This is a genomic window from Candidatus Spongiihabitans sp. (genome assembly GCF_965247905.1).
Lineage (GTDB): Bacteria > Pseudomonadota > Gammaproteobacteria > Arenicellales > Poriferihabitantaceae > Spongiihabitans.
The window spans coordinates 2,858,071-2,881,071 of record NZ_OZ252047.1; the positions used below are offsets into that span (position 1 = coordinate 2,858,071).

The following is a 23,001-nucleotide window of genomic DNA, read 5'->3' on the forward strand; positions in this document are numbered from 1 at the left end:
GCGTGGCCGGAAAAATTCACGCGAAAAATTAAATGGAGATAGCGCACCCTGTTTAGGCGTATAGACCAAGGTCGCAGTCACTTCGATCAGGCCGAGCGGGCGATTCTGGTGCGCCAGGTTCAGCGGCCGTATATGGCGGCGGCGCATGATAGCGTTCATGACGATTTCCCTGCACATGCGCCGCTGAGGGAGCTCAGCGAGCTGGCCATCTCCGCGGGCGCGGATGTTTGCGGGACATTCATCGCGGTGCGCGCCAAGCCGGTTGCCGCCACCTTTATGGGCAAGGGGAAAGCCGAAGAATTGGCTGAAATGGCAGCAAATTATCAGGCCACCGTGGTGATTTTTGACCATGCGATTAGTCCAGTCCAGGAAAGAAACATTGAACGGATTGTCCAGTGCCGGGTGCTTGATCGTGCTGGACTTATCCTGGATATATTCGCGCAAAGAGCCACCTCAAGCGAAGGCAAGCTTCAGGTAGAACTGGCTCAGCTGCAGCATCTATCCACCCGTTTGATTCGAGGCTGGACCCATCTGGAGCGGCAAAAAGGCGGCATTGGCCTGCGCGGCCCCGGTGAATCCCAACTGGAGACCGATCGGCGGCTGATAGGCGCGCGAATAAAGACCTTAACCGGCCGCCTCGGCAAGGTGGAAGCCCAGCGTTCATTGCGGCGGCGGGCGCGTCATCGCACCCCGATTCCGACCATTTCCCTGGTCGGTTATACCAATGCGGGAAAATCATCGTTATTCAATGCCATGACCGGCGCCGAGGTGCCGGTTGAGGATAAATTGTTCACCACTTTGGACCCCACCATGCGGCGTGTGGAGGTACCCGGTTTCGGGCCCATAGTGCTTTCAGACACGGTTGGTTTCGTGCGCCAATTGCCGCATGCTCTGGTGGCCGCATTCCATTCTACTTTGGAAGAGGTCGCCAGCGCGACTTGTTTACTTCTGGTCAGCGATGTGTCTGATCCGGATCATCTGGAGCTTCGAGGCCACGTCCAACAGGTGCTGGATGAAATCGGCGCCAAAGGTGTCCCGGTTATTCATATTTATAACAAAATAGATTTAACCGGAGACGCGGCGAAAACGACTCGATATAACGGTCAACAGGCTAACGATCAACAACGAGTCGACAAGATATGGCTGTCCGCTAAAACCGGCGCCGGAGTCGAGTTTGTGCAACAGGCTTTGGCGGCGCTGTTAAGCAAGGAATACCGATATTATTTAATTCACTTAAAACCCCAGGCCGGTGCGCTACGCGCCAAGTTGTTTGCGCGCGGCGAAGTCATTAACGAGGAAGTGGATGAAAGCGGCGCCATCACTATGCAAGTAAAAATGCAGCCGGCCGTGCGCGGGTGGCTGGAATCCCAACGGCAATACGATGGATTGTGGAACGAGATTGCGGGCCGACGATAAAGCGGCAATCATCCCAAGGCAACTCAAGCCCCATTTTGTTCTGATGATGCGCTTGCTTGAGTGCGTTTCACACGCCGTATGTGCTACAATTCCGCCGTTGAACTTTAGCCGAATGCTGGATTGTCGTGCCCTGTTTTGGTTCGATTAAATGCTGAATTTATTTCATAAAATCAATAACTTATACCTTATTTAATCGCTGTCCTGATAAGGGACGGCACACGATTTCGCCGCTATGACAGAAACGCCTTTCGCCAAGGAAATGCTGCCCGCCAATCTGGAAAAAGAGATGCGGCGATCCTATCTCGACTACGCCATGAGCGTCATCGTCGGGCGCGCCTTGCCCGACATTCGCGACGGACTGAAACCGGTTCATCGGCGGGTGTTGTACGCCATGTCGGTGCTCGGCAATGACTGGAACAAGGCCTATAAAAAATCGGCGCGCGTGGTCGGCGATGTCATCGGCAAGTATCATCCGCACGGCGACACCGCGGTGTACGACACCATCGTGCGCATGGCGCAAGATTTTTCCATGCGCTATATGCTGGTCAATGGCCAAGGCAACTTCGGCTCGGTGGACGGTGATTCGCCGGCGGCGATGCGCTACACTGAAATTCGCCTGACGCGCATGGCGCACGAATTGCTCGCCGACCTTGACAAGCAGACCGTGGATTTTGGCCCGAACTACGACGAGACCGAAACCCAGCCGCTGGTGTTGCCGACCCGGACGCCAAACTTGCTGGTCAATGGCTCTACCGGTATCGCCGTGGGCATGGCAACCAACATCCCGCCGCATAATCTTGGCGAGACCATTGACGCCTGTTTTGCTCTGATGGATAACAGTGAAATCAGCATTGCGGAATTAATGGAGTACCTGCCGGGCCCGGATTTCCCGACCGCCGGAATCATCAATGGCCATGCTGGAATCCGGCAAGCCTATGAAACCGGGCGCGGCCGAATTTATGTGCGCGCGCGCACTGAAATCGAAACCAGCGGCAGTGGTCGCGAGGCCATCATTGTCCATGAGTTGCCCTATCAGGTGAACAAGGCCAGATTGATGGAAAAAATTGCCGAGTTGGTCAAGCACAAAAAGATTGAAGGCATTTCCGCCATACGCGATGAATCCGATAAATCAGGCATGCGCATGGTGGTTGAAATAAAAAGGGGCGAACAGTCGGAAGTGGTGTTGAATAATTTGTACAAGCAAACCCAGTTGCAAACCGTATTTGGCATCAACATGGTGGCGTTGAGCAAAAATCAGCCCAATGTGTTTAACCTTAAGGAAATACTTAACGAATTCACCAAGCACCGTAGAGAAGTCGTTACCCGCAGAACGGTGTTTGAACTCAGAAAAGCGCGCAGCCGCGCGCATCTTCTCGAAGGTCTTGCGGTCGCGCTAACCAATATAGATGCTGTTATTGCGATGATTAAAGCCGCCCAAACCCCGGCCCAAGCGAAGGAGAATCTACTCAGCAAAACCTGGCAGCCGGGCGCGGTGGCGAAAATGCTGAGCGGCGGCGATGTGCGCGTCGATGTGAATGTATCCCGCCCCGCCGACCTGGATAAACAATATGGCATGACAGAATCTGGCTATCAAATGTCGCCGCAACAGGCTCAGGCGATCCTGGAGATGCGACTGCATCGACTGACCGGTCTCGAACAGGAAAAAATTCATAAGGAATATGCTGAAATCATCAATGAAATTTTGGCGTTGCTGGAAATTCTAAGCAACCCGGATCGCTTAGTGGAAGTGATTCGGGAAGAGTTGCAGGATATTCGCGATCGCTATAATGATGAACGGCGCACGGAAATTATTGAGGGCGAGATCGATTTGTCCATGGAAGATTTAATTCCCGAAGAAGAAGTGGTGGTCACCATCTCCCACGAAGGTTATGCGAAGTCACAGCCGATCTCGCATTACAGCACACAAAAACGAGGCGGCAAAGGCAGGATTGCCACCCGCACCAAAGAAGAGGATTTTGTGAGTCGAATGTTTGTGGCGAATTCGCATGACACGATATTATGCTTTTCCAATATGGGCAAGGTCTATTGGCTGCGGGTGTTCCAACTTCCGCAAGCCGGGCGTCAGGCGCGTGGCAAGCCATTAGTCAATCTATTGCCCTTGGATGCGGACGAGCAAGTCACCGCGATATTGCCGATCAAGGGGTATGAAGAGGGTGTCAATATTCTGATGGCGACGGCGCGCGGCGTCATTAAAAAATGCAGATTAAATGATTTTTCGCGGCCGCGCAGCAACGGCATCATCGCGGTAAATCTACAGCAGGACGATCACCTGATCGGCGTTGCCTTAACCACCGGCATTGAAGATCTGCTGTTGATTAGTGATGCGGGAAAGGCCGCACGGTTTTCGGAAAATAAGGTCCGAATGGTCGGGCGCGCCGCAAGAGGGGTCAGAGGGATGCGTTTGGATAAAGGTCAAAATGTCATCGCGCTGATGGTGCTGCCCGCGGCAAATGCCAGTGCGGCGAATGTCAACGGAGCCAATGGCAACGGTGAACAAGCTGTATCGGAGTCGGCAATTTTGACTTGCACAATACATGGCTACGGCAAGCGCACCCTGATCTCGGATTTTCCTCGTAAAAACCGCGGCGGTAAGGGTGTTATCGCCATAAAAACGTCGAGTCGAAATGGCATGGTTGTAAGCGCACACATTGTTAATGAAGCCGATGAAGTTATGTTGATTACCGACGGTGGCATCCTGATTCGTACCGAGATCGCGGAAATTTCGACCCAAGGCAGGAATACCCAGGGGGTGAGACTGATTTCACTGAAAAATGACGAAAGATTAGTCAGCGTAGATAAAGTGGAGGATCCCGATACTGACGAAGAACCATGCCAAGATACCCCCATTCATTGAGGCTTCAACCAATAGCAGGCTAAACCTTGACCAAAGAAACCGATAAGAAACTTGAAGTTTTTCGGGATAAGATCGACAACATAGATGTGGATATCCTTCGATTAATGAATCAGCGGTTAAGCGCCGCGCAATCGATTGCCCAAATCAAGGCCACCTCGGCGCAGCCGGCATTTTACCGGCCGGAACGGGAAGCGCAGGTTCTGAGTCGCTTGCAAAATTTGAATGACGGCTTGTTGCAGGATAGTTCTCTGGAATCATTGTTTAGGGAAATTATGTCCATTACCAGAGGTATCGAGGCCGGGTTATCGGTTTCTGTGCTGGGCCCGGTCGGCACTTATACTGAAGCCGCCGCTCGCCACCATTTCGGCAGCGCCATCGCCATTGTCGATTTCCCCACCATCGATGAGATTTTCAAGGCGACCGAAACCGGGCACACCAATTTTTCCGTGGTGCCGGTGGAGAATTCGACCGAAGGCGGAGTGACCGGGACGCTGGACCGCCTGGTGAACACATCGCTAACCATCTGCGGCGAGATTAATTTGCAGATTCATCATAATTTGTTGAGTATTGAGGATGACCCCGGTCGGGTGAAAAAAATATACGCGCATACTCAGTCTTTGGGGCAATGCAAACGCTGGATAGATAAAAATTGCGCGCAAGCGGAACTGATCCCGACCAGCAGCAGTGCGGATGCGGCGAAAAAATCGACCACGGAAAAATCGGCCGCCGCCATTGCCGGCGCGGTCGCGGCGCAGCGATACCAATTAAAAATTGTGGCGGCCAACATTGAGGATGAATCCGGCAACACCACCCGGTTTTTAGTCTTGTCCAACCGCGCCACACCGCCGAGCGGCAATGACAAGACCAGTTTGCTGCTGTCCTGCCGAAGTCGTCCCGGGGCCTTGCTGCATTTATTGCAGCCTTTGCTGGATGGGCAGATTGACATGACCAAAATTGAATCCAGGCCATCCAAAATCGGACTCTGGGACTATGTCTTTTTCATTGATATTTTGGGGCATCAAGAAGAAAAACATGTGGCGAAGGCGCTGACCGAACTCAAAGTCGAGGCCGGCTTGTTCAAGAATCTCGGCTCCTATCCCGCATCCATTTAAGCCCGCGTCCATTTAAGACATGCCCTGACGCCATTTTTGGATTGGACTTTTGAACGCAACATCATCGCATCCTATTCGCACGCTCGCCATCGTCGGCGTGGGGTTGATTGGCGGCTCCTTAGGCTTGGCATTGAAGCGCGCCGGCGCGGTCGGTCGGGTGATTGGCGTGGGACGCTCGCCGGCGAATTTGGACACGGCGCGCTCACGCGGGGCGATCGACGAAATCCAGCCCGACCTGCGGCGCGCCGTTAGCGACGCCGATGTCATCGTGCTGGCGACGCCGGTCAACACCATTGCCGCACTGTTCGGTGCGCTTGCGCCGGCGCTTACCGATGACAAAATTATCACCGATGTGGGTAGCGTCAAAGCCGGGGTGTGCGCCGCGGCATCTGCTGCGCTCGGGGCGAGAATCAGCCGCTTTGTGCCGGGGCATCCGATTGCCGGCAAGGAAAAATCCGGCATCGCCGCCGCCGCCGCCGACTTGTTCGAAAACCACAAAGTGATCCTGACACCGAGCGATGCCACGGATCCCCAATCTTGTCTGACGATTAAGAAAATGTGGCAGACCATCGGTGCTGAAGTGAAATCGATGACTGTCTCGGAGCACGATCGAGTATTGTCGATCACCAGCCACCTGCCGCATGTATTATCTTATGTGATGATGGATTTTCTGGCCACCTCTCCGGAACGGGAGCACTGTTACCAAATGGCGGCGGGCGGTTTTTATGATTTCACCCGCACCGCCTCCAGCGACCCGGAGATGTGGCGCGACATCTCGATTATGAATAAGCGCCATTTGCTCGAGCACATCGCGAAGTTTAAGCGGCAACTGAATAACGTGGCCGCAATGATCGATGCCGATGACGAGACCGCCATCGAGGATTTGTATGCTTCGGCGAGGCGCGCCCGCGCGCTGGTCACGGAAAAACGCAAGTTGGAATCATAGGCGGCGCACGAATGACGCTAAGCGCATCCGCCCGACCCGTGTTAAAAACATCGCGCGCGCATTAAAGGTAGAAGTTAGCGATGAAATTTTTGCCATGAAATTTTTAGTGATCCCCAGTTCCGGCTTGCGCGGTAAAATCAAAGTTGCCGGGGACAAATCAATTTCACACCGCGCGGTAATTTTCGGCGCCATTGCCAATGGCGTGACTCGGGTCTCGGGCCTATTGGAAGGCGAGGATGTGCTGGCGACCATGGCCGCATTTCGCGCCATGGGGATTAACATTACCCGAGCAAGCAGCCAGCCCGATGACAACCATTATGAAATTCAGGGCAACGGTTTGCACGGCCTCGCGCAACCCGATAGCAGTCTCGACCTGGGCAATTCCGGCACCGCCTTGCGGTTATTAACGGGATTGCTTTGCGCGCAGCCCTGGTCGACTACGCTGACGGGTGATGACTCGCTGCGCCGGCGACCGATGGGCAGAATCATCGACCCGCTGACGCGCATGGGCGTGCACATTGAATCCGCGGACGGCAAACCGCCATTGCATATCGCCGCCGCGCCGCGCGCCAACCCGCTTCGTGGCATTCACTACGCCACGCCAATGGCTTCGGCGCAGGTGAAATCTGCCATTCTGCTGGCCGGGCTATACGCCGAAGGCCGCACTTCGGTGACCGAAACGGCGCCCACTCGGGATCATACCGAGCGCATGTTAGCCGGGTTTGGCTATGCGGTGGAAATCCAGCAGCGCACCGTCTCTGTTAGCGGCGGCGGCACATTGCTGGCCCGGGCAATAGCAGTTCCCGCGGATTTATCCTCGGCCGCATTTTTCATCCTGGCGGCATTGATCACAAAAAACAGCGAGTTGGTTTTGCAACGGGTGGGGGTGAATCCCAGCCGCGCGGGTGTTTTGACTATTTTGCAACGCATGGGCGGCGATATCGAGTTGATTGATGCGGTCACCATCGGCGGCGAACCGGTCGCCGACATCGTGGTCAGGAGTTCCGAGTTGCGCGGCTGCGATGTTGGCGGCGATGATGTTGCGCTTGCCATTGACGAGATTCCAGTGATCGCGGTGGCGGCCGCCTGCGCCACCGGCCTTACCCGAATTTCCGAGGCGGCGGAATTGCGGGTTAAGGAAAGCGACCGTATTCATTGTCTGGTCAATGGGCTTAAAACGCTGGGCATCAACGTCAAAGAGAATGTCGACGGCATGGTTATCGAGGGCGGGAAACTAACCGGCGGGCGCGTGCAAAGTTGTGGTGATCACCGCATCGCCATGGCGTTTTCGATAGCCGGTGCGGCTGCGCTGGAGCCGGTTGAAGTTTTGGACTGCGACAATGTGGCCACCTCTTTCCCGGATTTTCAGCCACTGGCGCATCAAGCCGGAATAAACATTGCGGTCAACTGAAACAAATTTAAGCGCCACAAAAACGAATTGCGTGCCGGTGCTTGCCATCGATGGCCCAAGCGGTTCGGGCAAAGGCACGATATCTTTGGCGGTGGCGCGGCAACTGGGCTGGCATTATCTCGATAGCGGCGCGCTGTATCGGGTGCTCGGGCATATCGCCGCCAGAAATGACATTGACCTTGCCGACGAGGTCGGCTTGATGGGTTTGGTGGACGACCTGAATGATGACCGAAATGATGCGCTGGAGATTGAGTTTCGGGATGGCGCCGTGTGGTTATGCGGCGAGGAGGTCGGCGATGAAATTCGCACCGAGGAAGCGGGCCGGCGAGCGTCCATGGTCGCGCCGATTCGCGGCGTTCGGGCAAAACTGCTGGTGTGGCAACGAGGCAGAGCGCAAATGCCCGGACTGGTGGCCGACGGCAGGGACATGGGAACAGTGGTGTTTCCCAATGCAACCTGCAAGATATTCCTGACCGCCAGCGCGCAGGCGCGCGCGCAAAGGCGTTTTCGGCAGTTGAGAGACAAAGGTTTTGATGTTACTATGGCACGGCTTTTCAAGGAGATATCGGAACGCGATGCGCGTGATGCGAATCGGGCGGTGTCGCCGTTGAAGCCTGCCGCAGATGCGGTTGTGCTGGACACAACAAATTTAACCATTGAAGTTGTGGTCTCGCAGGCGCTGGCGCTGGTGCGTGACGCGACCGATAAGTGAATTGAAAAGCAAAGGCGAATAAGCCCTGAAGCCTCTTTTTCGTAAGCAGGCGCTGTGGGATTATTTTTTATTATTAACTATTTTTTATTAAGACTTCTATCGTTATTGCCGCTCATTATGACGTTCGTTATGCCAGACGAACTCTTCCAATCCGGTCAAGATAATTCCTCTGACTATTTGATATTATGAAAGAATAATTTTGCAATGGTGGATTTGAATGAGTAATGCGGGAATCGGTGTCAATTATTTATTATGACTGAAAATTTTGCGACATTATTAGAGGAAAGCTTGGCGAATGTCGTCATGCGCCCCGGCGAGGTGATTGTCGGCGAGGTAGTGGAAGCGAATGATGACTATGTTGTGGTCAGCGCGGGGCTAAAATCGGATGCGGAAATTCCCGCGGATGAATTCAAAAATGCGGCGGGAGAACTCACTGTCAAGGTGGGCGAGCAAGTTGAAGTTGCGCTGGAAGCGGTGGAAGATGGCACCGGCTGCACCAAAATGTCGCGCGAACGGGCGATGCGCGCGCGCGCCTGGATCGAGCTTGCCAAAGCGCAAGAAGAGGGCGAAATAATCAGCGGTATTATTACCGGCAAGGTCAAGGGCGGGTTCACGGTTGATGTGAGCGGATTGCGCGCATTCCTGCCCGGTTCCTTGGTGGATGTGCGGCCGATTAAGGATGCCGCTTATATCGAAGGTCGGGAGCTCGATTTTAAGGTGATTAGCCTCGATCAAGCGCGCAATAATATCGTCGTTTCAAGACGCGCCATAGTCGAAAATGAACTCAACGAAGAACGCGAAAAACTGCTCGATACCCTCGAAGAAGGGCAAGTGGTCAAAGGCGTGGTCAAGAATTTGACCGGCTATGGCGCGTTCGTGAATTTAGGCGGTTTGGACGGACTGCTGCACATCACCGACCTGGCCTGGAAGCGGGTGCAGCATCCCTCGGAAGTGTTGACCGTCGGCGATGAAATCGAAACTCGGGTGCTTAAATTTGACAAGGCACAATGCCGGGTATCGCTTGGCTTGAAACAGATGGGCGAAGATCCCTGGATGGATTTAGTCCGCCGCTACCCGGTCAACACCCGCATATTTGGCAGGGTCACCAACCTTACCGACTACGGCGCATTTATCGAGTTGGAAGAAGGCGTTGAAGGTCTGGTGCATCTTTCCGAAATGGATTGGACCAACAAAAATATCCACCCCGGTAAAATTTGTCACGTCGGCGATGAAGTGGAAGCGATGATTCTGGATATTAATCCGGAAAGACGCCGAATTTCCCTGGGGATGAAACAGTGCAGCCCCAACCCCTGGGAAGAGTTTGCATCGGCGCACAAAAAAGGCGACCTCATTACCGGCAACATCCGCTCAAAAACGGATTTCGGCATATTCATTGGGGTGCAAGGCGGCGTTGATGGCTTGGTCCACCTTTCCGACCTGTCCTGGGAAAAAACCGGTGAAGAGGCCGTTACCGATTATCAGAAAGGGGACGAACTCACCGTTGTGGTGCTTGCTGTCGACGCCGAACGGGAAAGAATTTCCCTCGGCCTTAAACAAGTGACCGAGGATCCTTTTTCGGGTTATGTCACGAAAAACGGCAAAGGCAGCACGGTGCAAGGCGTGATTAAGGAGGTCGCCGCCAAAGGCGCGATCGTTGCGCTTAGTGCGGGTGTCGAGGGCTACCTCAGGGCCGCGGAAATTTCCCGTGAGCGGGTGGAGGACGCGCGCAGCGCGCTTAAGGCAGGCGACCAAATTGAAGCCAAAATCACCAGCATTGAGCGCAAGGATCGCAAGATATCCTTGTCGATAAAAGTGCGCGATCTGGAAATCGAAGACCAGGCGGCTCAGGAATATGCTCGCGGATCCAGTATCAGTATCAGTGGCAGTGGCAGTGGCGCGACCTTAGGTGATAAACTGAAAGAACAATTGGATAAGCAATCTTCTTGACATGTCCGCCAGCAACGAAAATCAGCCCGAACAACCCACGCTGACCAAGTCGGAGTTGGTGGCTCATATCACTTCCGATCAACCGCAACTTTCCGAGACCGATGTCGAGTTGGCGGTCAGCAGCCTATTGGCGCGCATGGCCACTGCTTTAACCAATGGCGAGCGCATTGAAATTCGGGGATTTGGCAGCATGACCTTGCACTACCGGCCGCCACGGGTCGGGCGCAACCCCAAAACCGGCGAAAAGGTGAATGTCCCGGAAAAATATGTGCCGCACTTCAAGCCCGGCGCGAACTTGCGAAAACGGGTAAATAGCGGAAACTCTGCATAATTAGCATGATAAAACTCTTGTATGTTATTGTTATTGTTATCACGGTTTTTATTGGTCTGACCTTCACTTATATGAATAGCCAAATGGTGGAACTCAAGTATTTATCCTTCCGCACCGAAATCAATTTGGCGCTGCTGTTGATAGGCACACTGATATTAGGCATCTTGGCCGGGTTTTTCGCCAGCCTGCTGTCCTCCTTGAAAGTGCGGCGCCACTTGTCAAAAGTTAAAAAAGAGCTTAAACACCTGCAATCTTCAAGCCTATAATTCGGCCCGCTCCCGAGGCCGGTCACGCGCGGTTATCATGACGCCGGACAATGACCGGGCAATGGCCGAATAATGGGACGACTAACCCTGATATAGAATTCTGTCACATTAATCGGTCGCAATCATGGATCCAATCTGGTTACTGCTACTGCTGCCTTTAGCCGCCGCCGGCGGGTGGTTGATGTCGGCCCACGACAAATCCGCGGTTTCCAAGTCCAGCGGTTTGCCGGAAGCCTATTTCAAGGGACTCAGTTTCTTGCTGAATGAGCAACCCGACAAGGCGCTGCAAGTGTTTTTGGAAGTCGTTGAAGTTGACCAGGAAACCGTGGAGATGCACATGGCGCTGGGCAATCTATTCAGGCGTCGCGGAGAAGTTGAGCGAGCGACACGCATTCATCAAAATCTGGTGGCGCGCTCAGATATTGATGATAGTCTGCGAGCATTGGCGTTATTTGAACTGGCCCAGGATTACTTTAAGGCGGGATTGTTCGATCGCGCGGAAAACCTGTTCCAGGAACTGCAGCAGGTTTCAGAATACCAAGGGCCGGCCGGTCGTTTTTTATTGCAAATTTATGACCAGGAAAAAGAGTGGCGGAAAGCGATTCAGATTGCCAAACAACTGGATCGGTTGGTGGAACAGGATTTCGCTCAGACCATTGCCCATTATTATTGCGAACTTGCGGAAAAAGCGATTGCCGAAGGTGGCCTCCAAGACGCGGAAGCCCGCCTCGAGTCGGCATTCCGCCACGATGCTCGTTGTATCCGCGCGGTCATTCAATCCGGACGGCTGGCGGCTATGCACGGCAATCATACCAATGCCATCGCTATCTGGCGTGGCTTGGAGCATTGGGCGGCGCAAGCGCTGGGCGAGGTGGTCGGCCATGTGTCCAGCAGTTATGCGGCGCTAAACGATGAACATTCATTGCAGAAGTTTCTGGAATCCGCGCTGGAAAAAAACGCTGATCCAAGAATTATCGCCATGCTGGTGGAGCTGACCCACAAGAACAACGGCCGCGAAGCGGGGCAGGCTTTAATGTTGAGTCTAGTGCGAAAATATCCTAGTCTGGAAAGCATGTATCAACTGATGAAGAGCCACGAACAAGATATGACTCCGAGCCGGCAAGACAAGGATTTCTCGCTGCTCGCGGATTTATTGGCGGAGGTGGTGGAGACCGGGCGCAATTATCACTGTCGGCAGTGCGGATTTCAAAGCAACTCATTGCATTGGCAATGCCCAGGCTGCAAAGGCTGGGGAACGGCGCAAAGGCAAATCGGGAATAAATTGACCCTGCCCCCGCAGCCGCTAGCGGCTGGTTAGCCCAATCCTGACGCCTGGCTCCAAAACCGCATAGGGTCTAAAAACCAAGGCCAACCATGAATATTACGGTTGTCGGCAGTGGATATGTTGGCCTGGTTTCCGGCGCCTGTTTATCCGAAATGGGCAACAATGTGGTTTGCGTGGACACGGATCAAGGGAAAATCGATGGGCTGAGAAAAGGCGTCATTCCGATATACGAGCCCGGCCTGGAAACGCTGGTGCAAAAAAACATGGCCTCAGATCGCCTGAGTTTCACCACTTCCATTGAGCAAGGGGTCAAGCACGGCGAAGTGATTTTCATTGCTGTGGGCACGCCGCCCGATGAAGACGGCGCTGCGGATTTGCAATACGTGCAGCGGGTCGCGCAATCCATCGGCGAACAAATCAATGATTATCGTGTTGTCATCACCAAGTCCACGGTGCCGGTCGGCACCGCCGGAATGGTAAAAACCACGATCAATCAAGCGCTTGAGCAGCGCGGCCTCAGTATTGCGTTTAGCGTGGTATCGAATCCGGAGTTTTTGAAAGTCGGTGCGGCGGTCGAGGATTTCATGAAACCGGATCGTATTATCGTCGGCGTTGAGGATGATCGGGCGCTGGATGTACTACGCAACCTGTACGCGCCGTTTAATCGCAATCATGAAAGGCTCATTGTGATGGATGTGGCTTCCGCGGAACTGACAAAATACACGGCCAACGCGATGCTGGCGACAAAAATTTCATTCATGAATGAAATATCCAATCTGGCGGACTGTTTGGGCGCGGATATTGAGTCAGTGCGAATTGGCATCGGCGCCGATCCGCGAATCGGCTATTCGTTCATCTATCCCGGCTGCGGTTATGGCGGCTCCTGTTTTTCCAAGGATGTTCAAGCGTTGCATAAAACCGCGAAATCGGTCAACTATGACGCAAGAATATTGAGCGCCGTTGAAGCGGTCAACAACGATCAAAAACGGGTGCCGGTTAATAAGATAGTCGGTCACTTTGGAACAGATCTTAAAGATAAAAAGTTTGCGCTTTGGGGGTTGTCGTTCAAGCCGGACACGGATGACATGCGCGGCGCGCCGAGCAGAGTGATTATGGAGGCGTTATGGGATATGGGGGCAAGCGTCCAGGCTTTTGATCCGGTGGCAACCGCTGAGGCGCTTAGAATATATGGTGAGCGCGACGATTTAACCCTGTTCAGCGATACGCCCTACGATGCCTTGACCGATGCGGATTGCCTGATCATTGTCACCGAATGGCGGGTTTTTCGAGGCTCCGATATCGCTCAAATCAAGTCAAAAATGCGCGGAAATGTGATCGTCGATGGCCGCAATATTTTTTCTCCCGAGACGGTGACCGCAGCAGGGTTAAGTTATTATGGAATCGGCCGACCGTAATCATATCGAAAACCAGGTCGAAAGCATGAACGAAAACCGCATCGAAAGCCTGCTCGAAAACCTGGCCAGCGCCCGCATATTGGTGGTCGGCGATGTCATGCTTGACCAGTATTGGATAGGCGATGCGAAACGCATTTCTCCCGAAGCGCCGGTGCCGGTGATCGCGGTGCAGGAGGAGGAGGAGAGAATCGGCGGCGCGGGCAACGTAGCGAGAAATATAACCGCGTTGGATGGCGTATGCACGCTGTTGGGCATTGTCGGTCAAGACCAGGCCGGGCGCAGTTGCGAGAAAATCGCCAGCGATGCAAATATCAATACCGCGCTCGAATACGACGGCACGATTAAGACCACCGTCAAACTCAGAGTCATATCGAAAAATCAGCAATTGTTGCGCCTGGATTTCGAAAATTCGCCCAGCGCCAAAGCATTGGCGGCCATTCTGGATCAATATCGTCATTTGATCAAACGCCATGATGCGGTGATACTTTCGGATTATGGCAAGGGCGGTTTGGCGCAAATCGAATCATTGATAGAGGTCGCCAAAGAAAATGGCAAACCCGTGTTCATCGACCCTAAAGGCAGCGATTATTCAGTGTACCGCGGGGCCGCCATGATCACCCCGAATCTGGTCGAATTCGAATCCGTCGCCGGGGTCGTCCAGGGAGAACAGGATTTAGAGACCAAAGCGAATTCTCTAATCAAGCAATACGACCTCAACCAACTGTTGGTCACATTAAGCGACCAGGGCATGAAGCTGTTCGATGCCAAAACCGAAGCCATTCATGTCCCGGCCCGAAGCCGCGAAGTCTATGATGTCAGCGGCGCCGGCGATACGGTAATTGCGGTGATGGCGATGGCGTTGTCGGCCGGGCTGCCCCATGCTGTCGGCATGGAGTTGGCAAACAGCGCGGCCGGCGTGGTCATATCGAAATTGGGAGCGGCGACCGCCTCTCGGCACGAGCTAAGCGCGGCATTCACGAAGGATTACCGGTCATGATCATCGTGACCGGCGGTGCCGGCTTTATCGGCTCTAACCTGATCAAGGCGCTCAATCGCGAAGGCGTGGAAAATATCATGGTGGTTGACAATTTGACCAATGCCGAAAAAATAAAAAATCTGTCCGACCTTAAAATCGTTGACTATATGGACCAGCATGAGTTTTACGATTTCATGGTCGATGGCGGGGAGTTGGATTCCGTGTCGGCCGTATTCCACCAAGGCGCGTGCTCGGATACCATGGCCACCGATGGGGAATATGTCCTGCACAACAACTTCACTTATTCCAAAGCATTATTTCACTTTAGCAAGCGCCACCAAGCGCAGTTCATTTACGCTTCATCGGCGGCGGTTTATGGCAACGGCTCGGTATTTGTGGAACAGCCGGAAAATGAATCCGCATTAAACGCCTATGCCTGGTCGAAATTATTATTCGATGACTATATTCGAGGTCAGCATGCGCACGACATTCCTATCGACATTCAATGTGCGGGACTACGATATTTTAATGTTTATGGGCCGCGAGAATTTCACAAGGGTCGCATGGCATCGGTCGCATGGCATTGTTATAACCAGTATCAAGAAGACCACAATGTCAGATTATTTTCCGGCTCGGACGGCTACGCCGACGGCGAGCAGGTGCGTGATTTTGTTTATGTCGATGATGTGGTCGGCGTCAATTTGTTCTTGTGGAAAAATCCTGGCGTGAGCGGCATATTTAACGTCGGCACCGGTCGATGCCAGAGCTTTAACGATGTCGCCCTGGCGGTGATCAATCATTGTCGTCAAAGTCGCGGCAAGGAAATGCTGACCCTTGCCGAAGCGGTTGCCACTCAGGAAATAACTTATATCGCCATGCCCGATGCGCTGATTGGCAAGTATCAAAGTTATACTCAGGCTGATTTGAGTCAATTAAAATCAACCGGATTCAGCGGCTCGTTCGATAATGTCAATCAGGGCATCGCGAAATATATTGCCTGGTTATCAACCGCATAATCTGCATGATAATCTTCATGGTAATCTTCATGGCCACCGATTGAAGTTGACGGGGTTGGAGGAATAGGGTGCGGGGCTTGATACTGGCTGGAGGATCGGGTTCGCGGTTGTGGCCGGTAACGCTTGCCGTGTCCAAACAACTTATTCCGGTGTATGACAAGCCGCTGATTTACTATCCTTTGTCGACATTGTTGTCGGCCGGCATCAAGGATATTTTGATCATTGCCGCGCCGCAAGCCACGCCTCAGTTTCAGCAATTGCTCGGCGATGGCGGCAAATGGGGGGTGAATTTTTCCTATGCGGTACAGCCAACGCCGGCCGGGTTGGCGCAGGCATTTATACTCGGCTCGGAATTTATCGGCAATCAGAGTAGCGCGTTGGCGTTGGGCGATAATATTTTTTACGGCCATCGCTTAACCGATAGCCTGCAAAAAGCCGCGGCATTAAAAAAAGGCGCGCGAGTTTTCGCATACCCGGTAAGCGACCCTGCAAGGCATGGCGTGGTGGCGTTCGACGAAAGCGGGCAGGCTTGCGATTTGGAGGAAAAGCCGAAAGCGCCAAAGTCGAAATACGCGGTGACCGGACTGTATTTTTACGACTCCACAGCGGCGCAACGCGCACGCTCGCTCAAACCTTCGGCGCGCGGAGAGTTGGAAATCACCGATCTGAATCAAACCTATTTGGATGACGGCAGGTTGAGCGTTGAAGTGTTGCCCCGCGGAATAACTTGGTTGGATGCCGGAACACATGACGCCCTGCTTGACGCCGCAATGCTTGTCCGAACGATTGAAAAGCGTCAGGGCGTGAAAGTGGGTTGTCCGGAGGAAATTTGCTGGCGCCTGGGTCATATTGATGATGGCCAATTGGAGAATCTGGCGGATGAATTAAAAATGAATGATTACGGCAAATACCTGAAAAAGTTGGTGGACGGCACGGACGACGCGCACGGTCAAGGAGAGTAGCGGATGACCTTGGCGATCATCGGCGGCAGCGGATTTGATCAACTGCCGGATTTCGCTATTGTTGAGCGCAGGAAAGTGTCAACGCCCTACGGGCCGCCATCGGCGCCGCTGTCATTGGGGAAATATTGCGGTTCAAAGGTAGTGTTCTTGCCCAGGCATGGCGGCGATCATTCCATCGCGCCACATGGCATTAACTACCGCGCCAATATTTATGCGCTGAAAGACGCCGGGGTCACCGAGGTCATTGCATTGGCGGCAGTAGGCGGAATCAGCCCTGATTTCCCGGCGCGCTCGATCGCTATTCCCCACCAAATTATCGACTATACCTCGGCCCGGGAGCATACATTTTACGATGGCGGCCCCGCTTCAAATAGCTATGTCGATGACAAAGTGAATCACATTGATTTTACCGAGCCTTATGATCAATCACTCAGATTGCGACTAATCCAAGCGGCCCAGCATGCGGCAATCGAAGTCAAGGACAGCGGGGTCTACGCCGTTACCCAGGGACCCAGACTTGAAACCGCCGCGGAAATTGATCGTATGGAAAAAGATGGCGCTGAAATTGTGGGCATGACCGCCATGCCCGAAGCCGCGTTGGCCCGCGAACTTGATTTGCGTTACGCCAGCATCGCGTTGGTGGCAAACGCCGCGGCTGGGCGGGGCAGCCAAGAACTGACCACGGCGACAATTGACGCGAACTTGGCCGCGACGGCCGATGATGCCTTGGCAATTTTGGAGCAGTTCATATCACGATTCTGATGGCCATACGCTGATGATCACCCCGAACAGGGGATGGTCAAAGTAATGCACTTCCTTGAATTTCAGCCGGCGTTTTTCGGAGATGAAAAAATGCGGTTGAAGTTCAAGGTTTGTGTCCGGCGCACTCAGTTCATTATTTGAATCGGTATCGGCACGGGTATCGTCGCGGGCATCGGTGACAACATTTATACTCGACAATACTTCCGCCGCCGTTGGCGAATATTGCACCTCGATATCCGCAAAAATCAGCGATGTTTTATAGACCCTGATAAAGCCCCTGATAAAATCATGACGCAACGACGAATCCGCTGCGCCGAAAGAGATTAAAGGCGCATGTTGATATGCCGCGGCCGGCTGAATCCATCCGGCTGAGTGCAAAATGCCATAGCCTGCGGCCGCCAAGTTATTTCTTATGGCGGCAAGATTGATTAAAGCGGGGTTGGTTTCATAGTCGATCGCTTTGGTGCTCAGGCGTTGCATTTTCTGTAACTTGCCGGCGATGCGTTGACTCGAAAAATCCCATATTTCCGCGCTGGCATCGGCGGCATCAAGACGCTCAAAAACGATCAGTTCGACCGCGTAGTCTCGAGCGTAAACGACCTGGCCAAGACCCAGCAGCAGGATGCCCAGAACGACCTTGAACACAACAAGGAGTGATTTATTTCGCATATAAGCCCATAAAGAAATTCTAACGTAGCATGGCTTAACCTGCGCTGATTGCGCCACTGCCGATTTGGCTAGGCAGGGTTTCGCACAACCGGTCAAACAGATTTTCAATCTTGTTCATTCTCGTAACCGGGTCGGCCAGATCATCGGTGATTTTAAACGCATTTGGGCCGGATAGTCGGTAAAGATGAGGATGGTTTTGAATCAGGGAAAATATCACGCCGGGGTCGAGCGCCGGATTATCATGCAACTCGATGACGCCGCCATGCTCGCCAATGTCCGCTTTGCGTATATCCAAGCGCTCGGCTTGCAAGCGCAATGCGGTTAAGCGGAACAGGTTTTTTCCCTGATCAGGCAGCAGACCAAACCGATCGATGGTCTCTATTTGCAACTCTTCGAGTTGCGCCAGATCTGTCGCATTGGATATTCGTTTATATAAAATCAATCGCGTATGCGCATTGGCCAGGTAATCCTGCGGGAATAACGCGGGCAAATGCAAGTCAATAATCGATGTTTTTTCACTGGGCGAAGCGCCATCCGGTTCAGGCAGTCTGCCTTCCTTGATCGCGGTCACGGCGAGGGCAAGATATTCGCTATACAGTGAAAAACCGATCTCGTCGATTGATCCGCTCTGGGTTTCTCCGAGCAATTCCCCGGCGCCGCGAATTTCCAAATCGTGGGATGCCAGCGCAAATCCGGCGCCTAAATCCTCCATCGACTCAATCGCATCGAGTCGTTTTCTGGCGGCGTCGGTAATGTATTCTTTGCCCGGCGTTAACAGGTATGCAAATGCCTGATGGTGCGAGCGGCCGACGCGGCCTCTGAGTTGATGCAGTTGCGCCAGGCCAAAACGATCGGCGCGATTGATGATGATGGTATTGGCGGTCGGGATGTCGATGCCGCTTTCAATAATGGTCGAGCACACCAGAATATTAAAACGTTGATGGTAAAAATCCTGCATCACCCGCTCGAGTTGCGCTTCGCGCATTTGTCCGTGGCAAATATTCACTTTCGCTTCTGCGACCAACTCGACGATCTCGACGGCCATGCGCTCGATTGACCGAACCTCGTTGTGCAGGAAAAAAACTTGCCCGCCGCGTCGTATCTCGCGTAAGCAGGCTTCGCGAATCAATCCTCGGCTCCATTGACGAACAAACGTCTTGATCGATAATCGGTTGAGCGGCGGTGTTGCGATAATCGAAATCGCCCTTAGCCCGGCCATGGCGATGTTCAACGTGCGCGGGATAGGCGTTGCGGTCAAAGTCAAAATATCAACCTGGCTGCGGATGCGTTTAATCCGCTCCTTTTGCCGAACCCCGAATCGATGCTCTTCGTCGATAATCAATAATCCCAGATCATGGAAACGAATGTCGTCCTGCAGCAATCGGTGCGTGCCAATGACAATATCAATATGTCCGTTGGCGATGCGCTCAATCAGTTCCACAGATTGTTTACGGGTATTAAATCGTGACAGCACCGCCACATTGATCGGCCAGTCTGAAAATCGATCGACAAAGGTCTGATGGTGTTGATCGGCCAAAAGCGTGGTCGGCACTAAAATGGCAACTTGCTTTGCATTGCTTGCGACGATGAACGCGGCGCGCAATGCAACCTCGGTTTTTCCGAATCCAACATCACCGCATACCAATCTATCCATAGGCTCGGGAGAGCCGAGATCGGCCATGACTTCGCTGATGGCTTGCTGTTGATCCGGGGTCTCCTCGAATGGAAACTGCGCGTTAAAGCGCTCGCTTTCCAGCGCATTAATTTCAAAAGAGTGGCCCTTGCGCGCATTTCTGAACGCTTCCATTTCCAGCAACTCTGCGGCGACATCGTAGGCTTTTTCGCGAGCGCGTTTTTTTGATTTTTCCCATTGATCGCCGCCGAGTCGGTGCAATGGCGCCAGGTCGGGCGAGCCGCCGACAAAACGGCTGATGAGATTTAATGATAAAACCGGGATATAAAGTTTGTCGCCGTTTTGATACTCAAGGCACAGAAATTCACCTGAATCGCCACCGACAACCAATACGTGCAACCCTTGGTATCGCCCCACGCCATGTTCAATGTGCACCACCGGATCGTCAATGTTGAGCTCGGCCAGGGATTTTATGATGGACTCCGGGTCCCGGGACGCGTGGCTTCGGCGCCGGCGTTGGTAAACCTTTTCACCGTATAACTGGCTTTCGCATATAATTTCAATGCCATTCGCATTCGAGGTGAAGCCGCGTTCGAGGGTGGCGATTGCCAGACCCAGAGTGGCTTGCTCATCGGCGATGAAGTCATGCAATCCCTGGAATGAGGTTGGTCGCAGATGGCTGTTTAACAGCACCCCCTCCAATGCCGCCTTGCGTCCGGAGGTTTCCGCGACCATTAAAATTTTGTTGTCGCTGGCGTGTAAATGCGCCAGCAATTCCTGATAAGGCGCCTCCTTTCTGGAGTCGACCGGAAACTGTTTATTGGGATTGGCATCAGCCGACCAGGACGTTTTCTGGTCATGGCCGCGAATAAGTTCTATTCCTGAATATTCGCCGCTACTTGCTTCAACTTCGCTTGCGTCCATGTAAAGTTGATTTGGCGGTATGACTTTGCGGGCTGGATCGTAATTCGCATTGCTGTATCGATCATTAATTTCCGCCCAATAGGTCGAAGCGGACTCCTTGAAATCCTGGGTTTTCACGAACACCGAATGTTCATGGAGATAATCAAACCAGGTTGCGGTATGGTCAAAAAACAACGGGAAAAAAAATTCAGTGCCGGCAGGTGTATTGCCCATGGAAACCTGGTTGTAGATGGTTTGTTTCATGGGGTCGCCTTCGAAGCAGCGACGAAACGATGAGCGAAAATGCTTGATGCCGGGCTCAGTCATTGGAAATTCGCGTGCCGGCAGCAGTTCAATTTTCCCCACCTGTTCTTTTGATTTTTGGGTGTCCGGGTCGAAAATACGAATCGTCTCCAGTTCGTCGTCAAACAAATCCAACCGAAATGGCGCGCCAGCTCCCATCGGGAATACATCCACCAGCCCGCCGCGCACGGCGAACTCGCCGGGCGACATGACCTGATCGACCGCAATATAGTTTGCGTCAATCAACTGGCGTTTTAAGGCGTCCAGGTTGATGCGCTGAGATTTTTTCAATGAAAACGTATGACCCAGCACGTAATCCACCGGTGGAAGTCGCTGCATCAAATTTGCGGTTTGAATCAAGACAATGCCGCGGCGCAAGTTGGGCAGTTTCCCTAAAATTCGGAGTCGCTCGGAGATGATGTCCTGATGGGGGGAGAAGGTGTCGTAGGGCAGGCATTCCCAACTCGGGAAATTTAATACTGGAATATGGTCCGACTGGCGCAGAAAATATCGAATCTCGGTTTCCAAAATCTGAAGTTGGCGCTGATCTTCAAGTACAATCACCAATATGCCGTTGTATCGCCGGGCCGCTTCGGTCACCGCCATGCCCATGGCGGCGCCGTGAAGATTCGACCAGGAGATACGTTGCCCGTGGTCGGGCAGGATTGGATTCAGCAGTGAATGCAGGTCAGATTTGGGCACGGCGCAGACTTTGTGTCGTCCATATGAAAGACGCGGATTTTAACCTTCATCAGCGTCAATATTTCGCAATGGCGATGACATTTTGACGTTTGATGCACATGAAAGTACGCGGTCGCGGACATGAACCAATAACCTGAGCAGCGAGAAAATTTTATGACTGAACAGCATAAGGTCTGGGCAATCATCCCGGCTGCGGGTATTGGCGGCCGGATGTCGGCCGACATGCCGAAACAGCATCTTGAAATTCATGGAACGCCGATGCTGCATCATACCTTGTCCCGCATTTGTGCCAGCCCGGTGATTGATGGCGTGGTAATCGGCATCAGCCCGCAAGATAGCGCGTGGTCTAAAAACCCGTTTACCCATCCCAAGATATTGGGTGTCTGCGACGGCGGCAGGCAACGCCGGGATACTGTTCTTAATGGGTTGAAGTTTCTGGATGGCTTGGAGCAGGTGGCGCAATCGGATTGGGCGCTGGTGCACGATGCGGTTCGCCCCTGTATAGTGCGACAAGACATTCAGAATTTACTGACCCAGGCCAATGACAATGAAATTGGCGCGGTGCTGGGCAAAAGACTGGTGGACACTTTGAAAATTACCGATGAGAGCCAAGCGATTCAACAGACCGTTGATCGGGAAAAGTTGTGGCGCGCACTCACCCCCCAGGTGTTTCGCCTAGGTGATTTATTGCGCGCCATCGAAGCATCAGTTGCGGACCGGGTGCAGGTTACTGATGAGTCCATGGCCATGGAGCGAGCGGGTTTTCATCCGGCCATGGTCGAAGGTCATGCGAGCAATTGCAAAATAACCACAGCCGATGACCTGGATTTGGCGGCGTTGTTTCTGGCGAAGTTTCAATGATCAGAATCGGCAGCGGTTACGATATTCACGCGCTGGTCGCGGGCCGAAAATTAATTTTGGGCGGCGTTGAAATAGACTGGCACCTGGGCTTGGCCGGTCATTCCGATGCGGATGTCTTGTTGCACGCGATATGCGATGCCTGTCTTGGCGCGGCTGCTATGGGTGATATTGGCGCTCATTTCCCGCCCGACGATGACCGATATAAAGAGATAGACAGTCGGATGCTGTTAAGCAAGGTTGCGGCAATGTTGCACCAGGCGCAATGGAAAATCTGTAATCTGGATTGCACCATCATTGCGGAAAAGCCGCGCCTTGCCCCGTATATTTCAGCAATGCGGGAGCATGTTTCGTCGGATTTGTCCATCGCCCTGAGCCAGATCAACATCAAGGCAACCACCGCCGAAGGCTTGGGATTTATCGGCCAACAGCAGGGCATTGCGGCCCAGGCGGTGGTCTTGTTGGAGACTTCCGATAGCCGAAGTGAATCGACTTGAATCG

The 23,001-nt window shown here is 53.2% G+C and carries 19 protein-coding genes; 17 read left to right on the plus strand and 2 right to left on the minus strand.

The genetic code is table 11. The features are described 5' to 3' along the window. The first annotated feature begins 132 nt into the window (after window positions 1–132). The 15 genes from hflX to ACP158_RS14675 all read left to right on the plus strand — a co-directional run bounded on the left by hflX (window position 133) and on the right by ACP158_RS14675 (window position 17,432). The gene (gene hflX, locus ACP158_RS14605) at window positions 133–1,416 is read left to right on the plus strand and encodes a ribosome rescue GTPase HflX (RefSeq protein WP_424946834.1); all 1,284 of its coding nucleotides are present in this window, start codon (window positions 133–135) and stop codon (window positions 1,414–1,416) included. Between the two features lie 232 nt (window positions 1,417–1,648). Next, window positions 1,649–4,291: a DNA gyrase subunit A gene (gyrA, locus tag ACP158_RS14610; RefSeq protein ID WP_424946835.1), complete on the plus strand. Its 2,643-nt coding sequence runs from the start codon at window positions 1,649–1,651 to the stop codon at window positions 4,289–4,291. A gap of 26 nt (window positions 4,292–4,317) precedes the next feature. Further along, window positions 4,318–5,403: a prephenate dehydratase gene (gene pheA, locus ACP158_RS14615; protein ID WP_424946836.1), complete on the plus strand. Its 1,086-nt coding sequence runs from the start codon at window positions 4,318–4,320 to the stop codon at window positions 5,401–5,403. Between the two features lie 49 nt (window positions 5,404–5,452). Beyond that, on the plus strand, window positions 5,453–6,349 hold the full coding sequence (locus ACP158_RS14620; protein WP_424946837.1) for a prephenate dehydrogenase: 897 nt from the start codon (window positions 5,453–5,455) through the stop codon (window positions 6,347–6,349). A gap of 94 nt (window positions 6,350–6,443) precedes the next feature. Further along, window positions 6,444–7,760 carry a 3-phosphoshikimate 1-carboxyvinyltransferase gene (aroA, locus tag ACP158_RS14625; RefSeq protein WP_424946838.1) on the plus strand — a complete coding sequence of 439 codons (1,317 nt, stop codon included), beginning with the start codon at window positions 6,444–6,446 and terminating at the stop codon, window positions 7,758–7,760. Beyond that, window positions 7,747–8,472: a (d)CMP kinase gene (gene cmk, locus ACP158_RS14630; RefSeq protein WP_424946839.1), complete on the plus strand. Its 726-nt coding sequence runs from the start codon at window positions 7,747–7,749 to the stop codon at window positions 8,470–8,472. Before aroA ends, cmk begins: the two co-directional genes overlap by 14 nt. A 252-nt stretch (window positions 8,473–8,724) precedes the next feature. Further along, a complete protein-coding gene (rpsA, locus tag ACP158_RS14635; RefSeq protein ID WP_424946840.1) occupies window positions 8,725–10,419 on the plus strand; it encodes a 30S ribosomal protein S1 in 1,695 nt (564 codons plus the stop codon). Between the two features lie 40 nt (window positions 10,420–10,459). Next, on the plus strand, window positions 10,460–10,750 hold the full coding sequence (locus ACP158_RS14640) for an integration host factor subunit beta (protein WP_424948481.1): 291 nt from the start codon (window positions 10,460–10,462) through the stop codon (window positions 10,748–10,750). A gap of 5 nt (window positions 10,751–10,755) precedes the next feature. Continuing rightward, window positions 10,756–11,016 (plus strand): lipopolysaccharide assembly protein LapA domain-containing protein, encoded by a 261-nt coding sequence (locus ACP158_RS14645; protein WP_424946841.1) that lies wholly within the window; start codon window positions 10,756–10,758, stop codon window positions 11,014–11,016. Window positions 11,017–11,140: 124 nt separating this feature from the next. Next, the gene (gene lapB, locus ACP158_RS14650; RefSeq protein ID WP_424946842.1) at window positions 11,141–12,334 is read left to right on the plus strand and encodes a lipopolysaccharide assembly protein LapB; all 1,194 of its coding nucleotides are present in this window, start codon (window positions 11,141–11,143) and stop codon (window positions 12,332–12,334) included. A gap of 56 nt (window positions 12,335–12,390) precedes the next feature. Further along, window positions 12,391–13,716, plus strand: coding sequence for a UDP-glucose dehydrogenase family protein (locus tag ACP158_RS14655; RefSeq protein ID WP_424946843.1), 1,326 nt, complete (start codon window positions 12,391–12,393; stop codon window positions 13,714–13,716). Next, window positions 13,697–14,713, plus strand: a complete 1,017-nt coding sequence (rfaE1, locus tag ACP158_RS14660; protein WP_424946844.1) for a D-glycero-beta-D-manno-heptose-7-phosphate kinase — start codon at window positions 13,697–13,699, stop codon at window positions 14,711–14,713. Before ACP158_RS14655 ends, rfaE1 begins: the two co-directional genes overlap by 20 nt. Then, window positions 14,710–15,708, plus strand: a complete 999-nt coding sequence (gene rfaD, locus ACP158_RS14665) for an ADP-glyceromanno-heptose 6-epimerase (RefSeq protein ID WP_424946845.1) — start codon at window positions 14,710–14,712, stop codon at window positions 15,706–15,708. Before rfaE1 ends, rfaD begins: the two co-directional genes overlap by 4 nt. Before the next feature lie 68 nt (window positions 15,709–15,776). Next, a complete protein-coding gene (gene rfbA / locus ACP158_RS14670; RefSeq protein WP_424946846.1) occupies window positions 15,777–16,670 on the plus strand; it encodes a glucose-1-phosphate thymidylyltransferase RfbA in 894 nt (297 codons plus the stop codon). Window positions 16,671–16,673: 3 nt separating this feature from the next. Beyond that, a complete protein-coding gene (locus ACP158_RS14675; protein WP_424946847.1) occupies window positions 16,674–17,432 on the plus strand; it encodes an S-methyl-5'-thioinosine phosphorylase in 759 nt (252 codons plus the stop codon). Here ACP158_RS14675 and ACP158_RS14680 read toward each other — a convergent pair. Next, a complete protein-coding gene (locus tag ACP158_RS14680) occupies window positions 17,421–18,101 on the minus strand; it encodes a CsiV family protein (RefSeq protein ID WP_424946848.1) in 681 nt (226 codons plus the stop codon). The two genes, ACP158_RS14675 and ACP158_RS14680, sit on opposite strands and share 12 nt — an antisense overlap. A gap of 34 nt (window positions 18,102–18,135) precedes the next feature. After that, window positions 18,136–21,642, minus strand: a complete 3,507-nt coding sequence (gene mfd, locus ACP158_RS14685; RefSeq protein ID WP_424946849.1) for a transcription-repair coupling factor — start codon at window positions 21,640–21,642, stop codon at window positions 18,136–18,138. Window positions 21,643–21,795: 153 nt separating this feature from the next. On the opposite strand from mfd, the gene ispD reads away from it, so the two are divergent. Then, window positions 21,796–22,503 carry a 2-C-methyl-D-erythritol 4-phosphate cytidylyltransferase gene (gene ispD, locus ACP158_RS14690; RefSeq protein WP_424946850.1) on the plus strand — a complete coding sequence of 236 codons (708 nt, stop codon included), beginning with the start codon at window positions 21,796–21,798 and terminating at the stop codon, window positions 22,501–22,503. After that, on the plus strand, window positions 22,500–22,997 hold the full coding sequence (ispF, locus tag ACP158_RS14695) for a 2-C-methyl-D-erythritol 2,4-cyclodiphosphate synthase (RefSeq protein ID WP_424946851.1): 498 nt from the start codon (window positions 22,500–22,502) through the stop codon (window positions 22,995–22,997). Before ispD ends, ispF begins: the two co-directional genes overlap by 4 nt. Window positions 22,998–23,001: the final 4 nt, after the last annotated feature.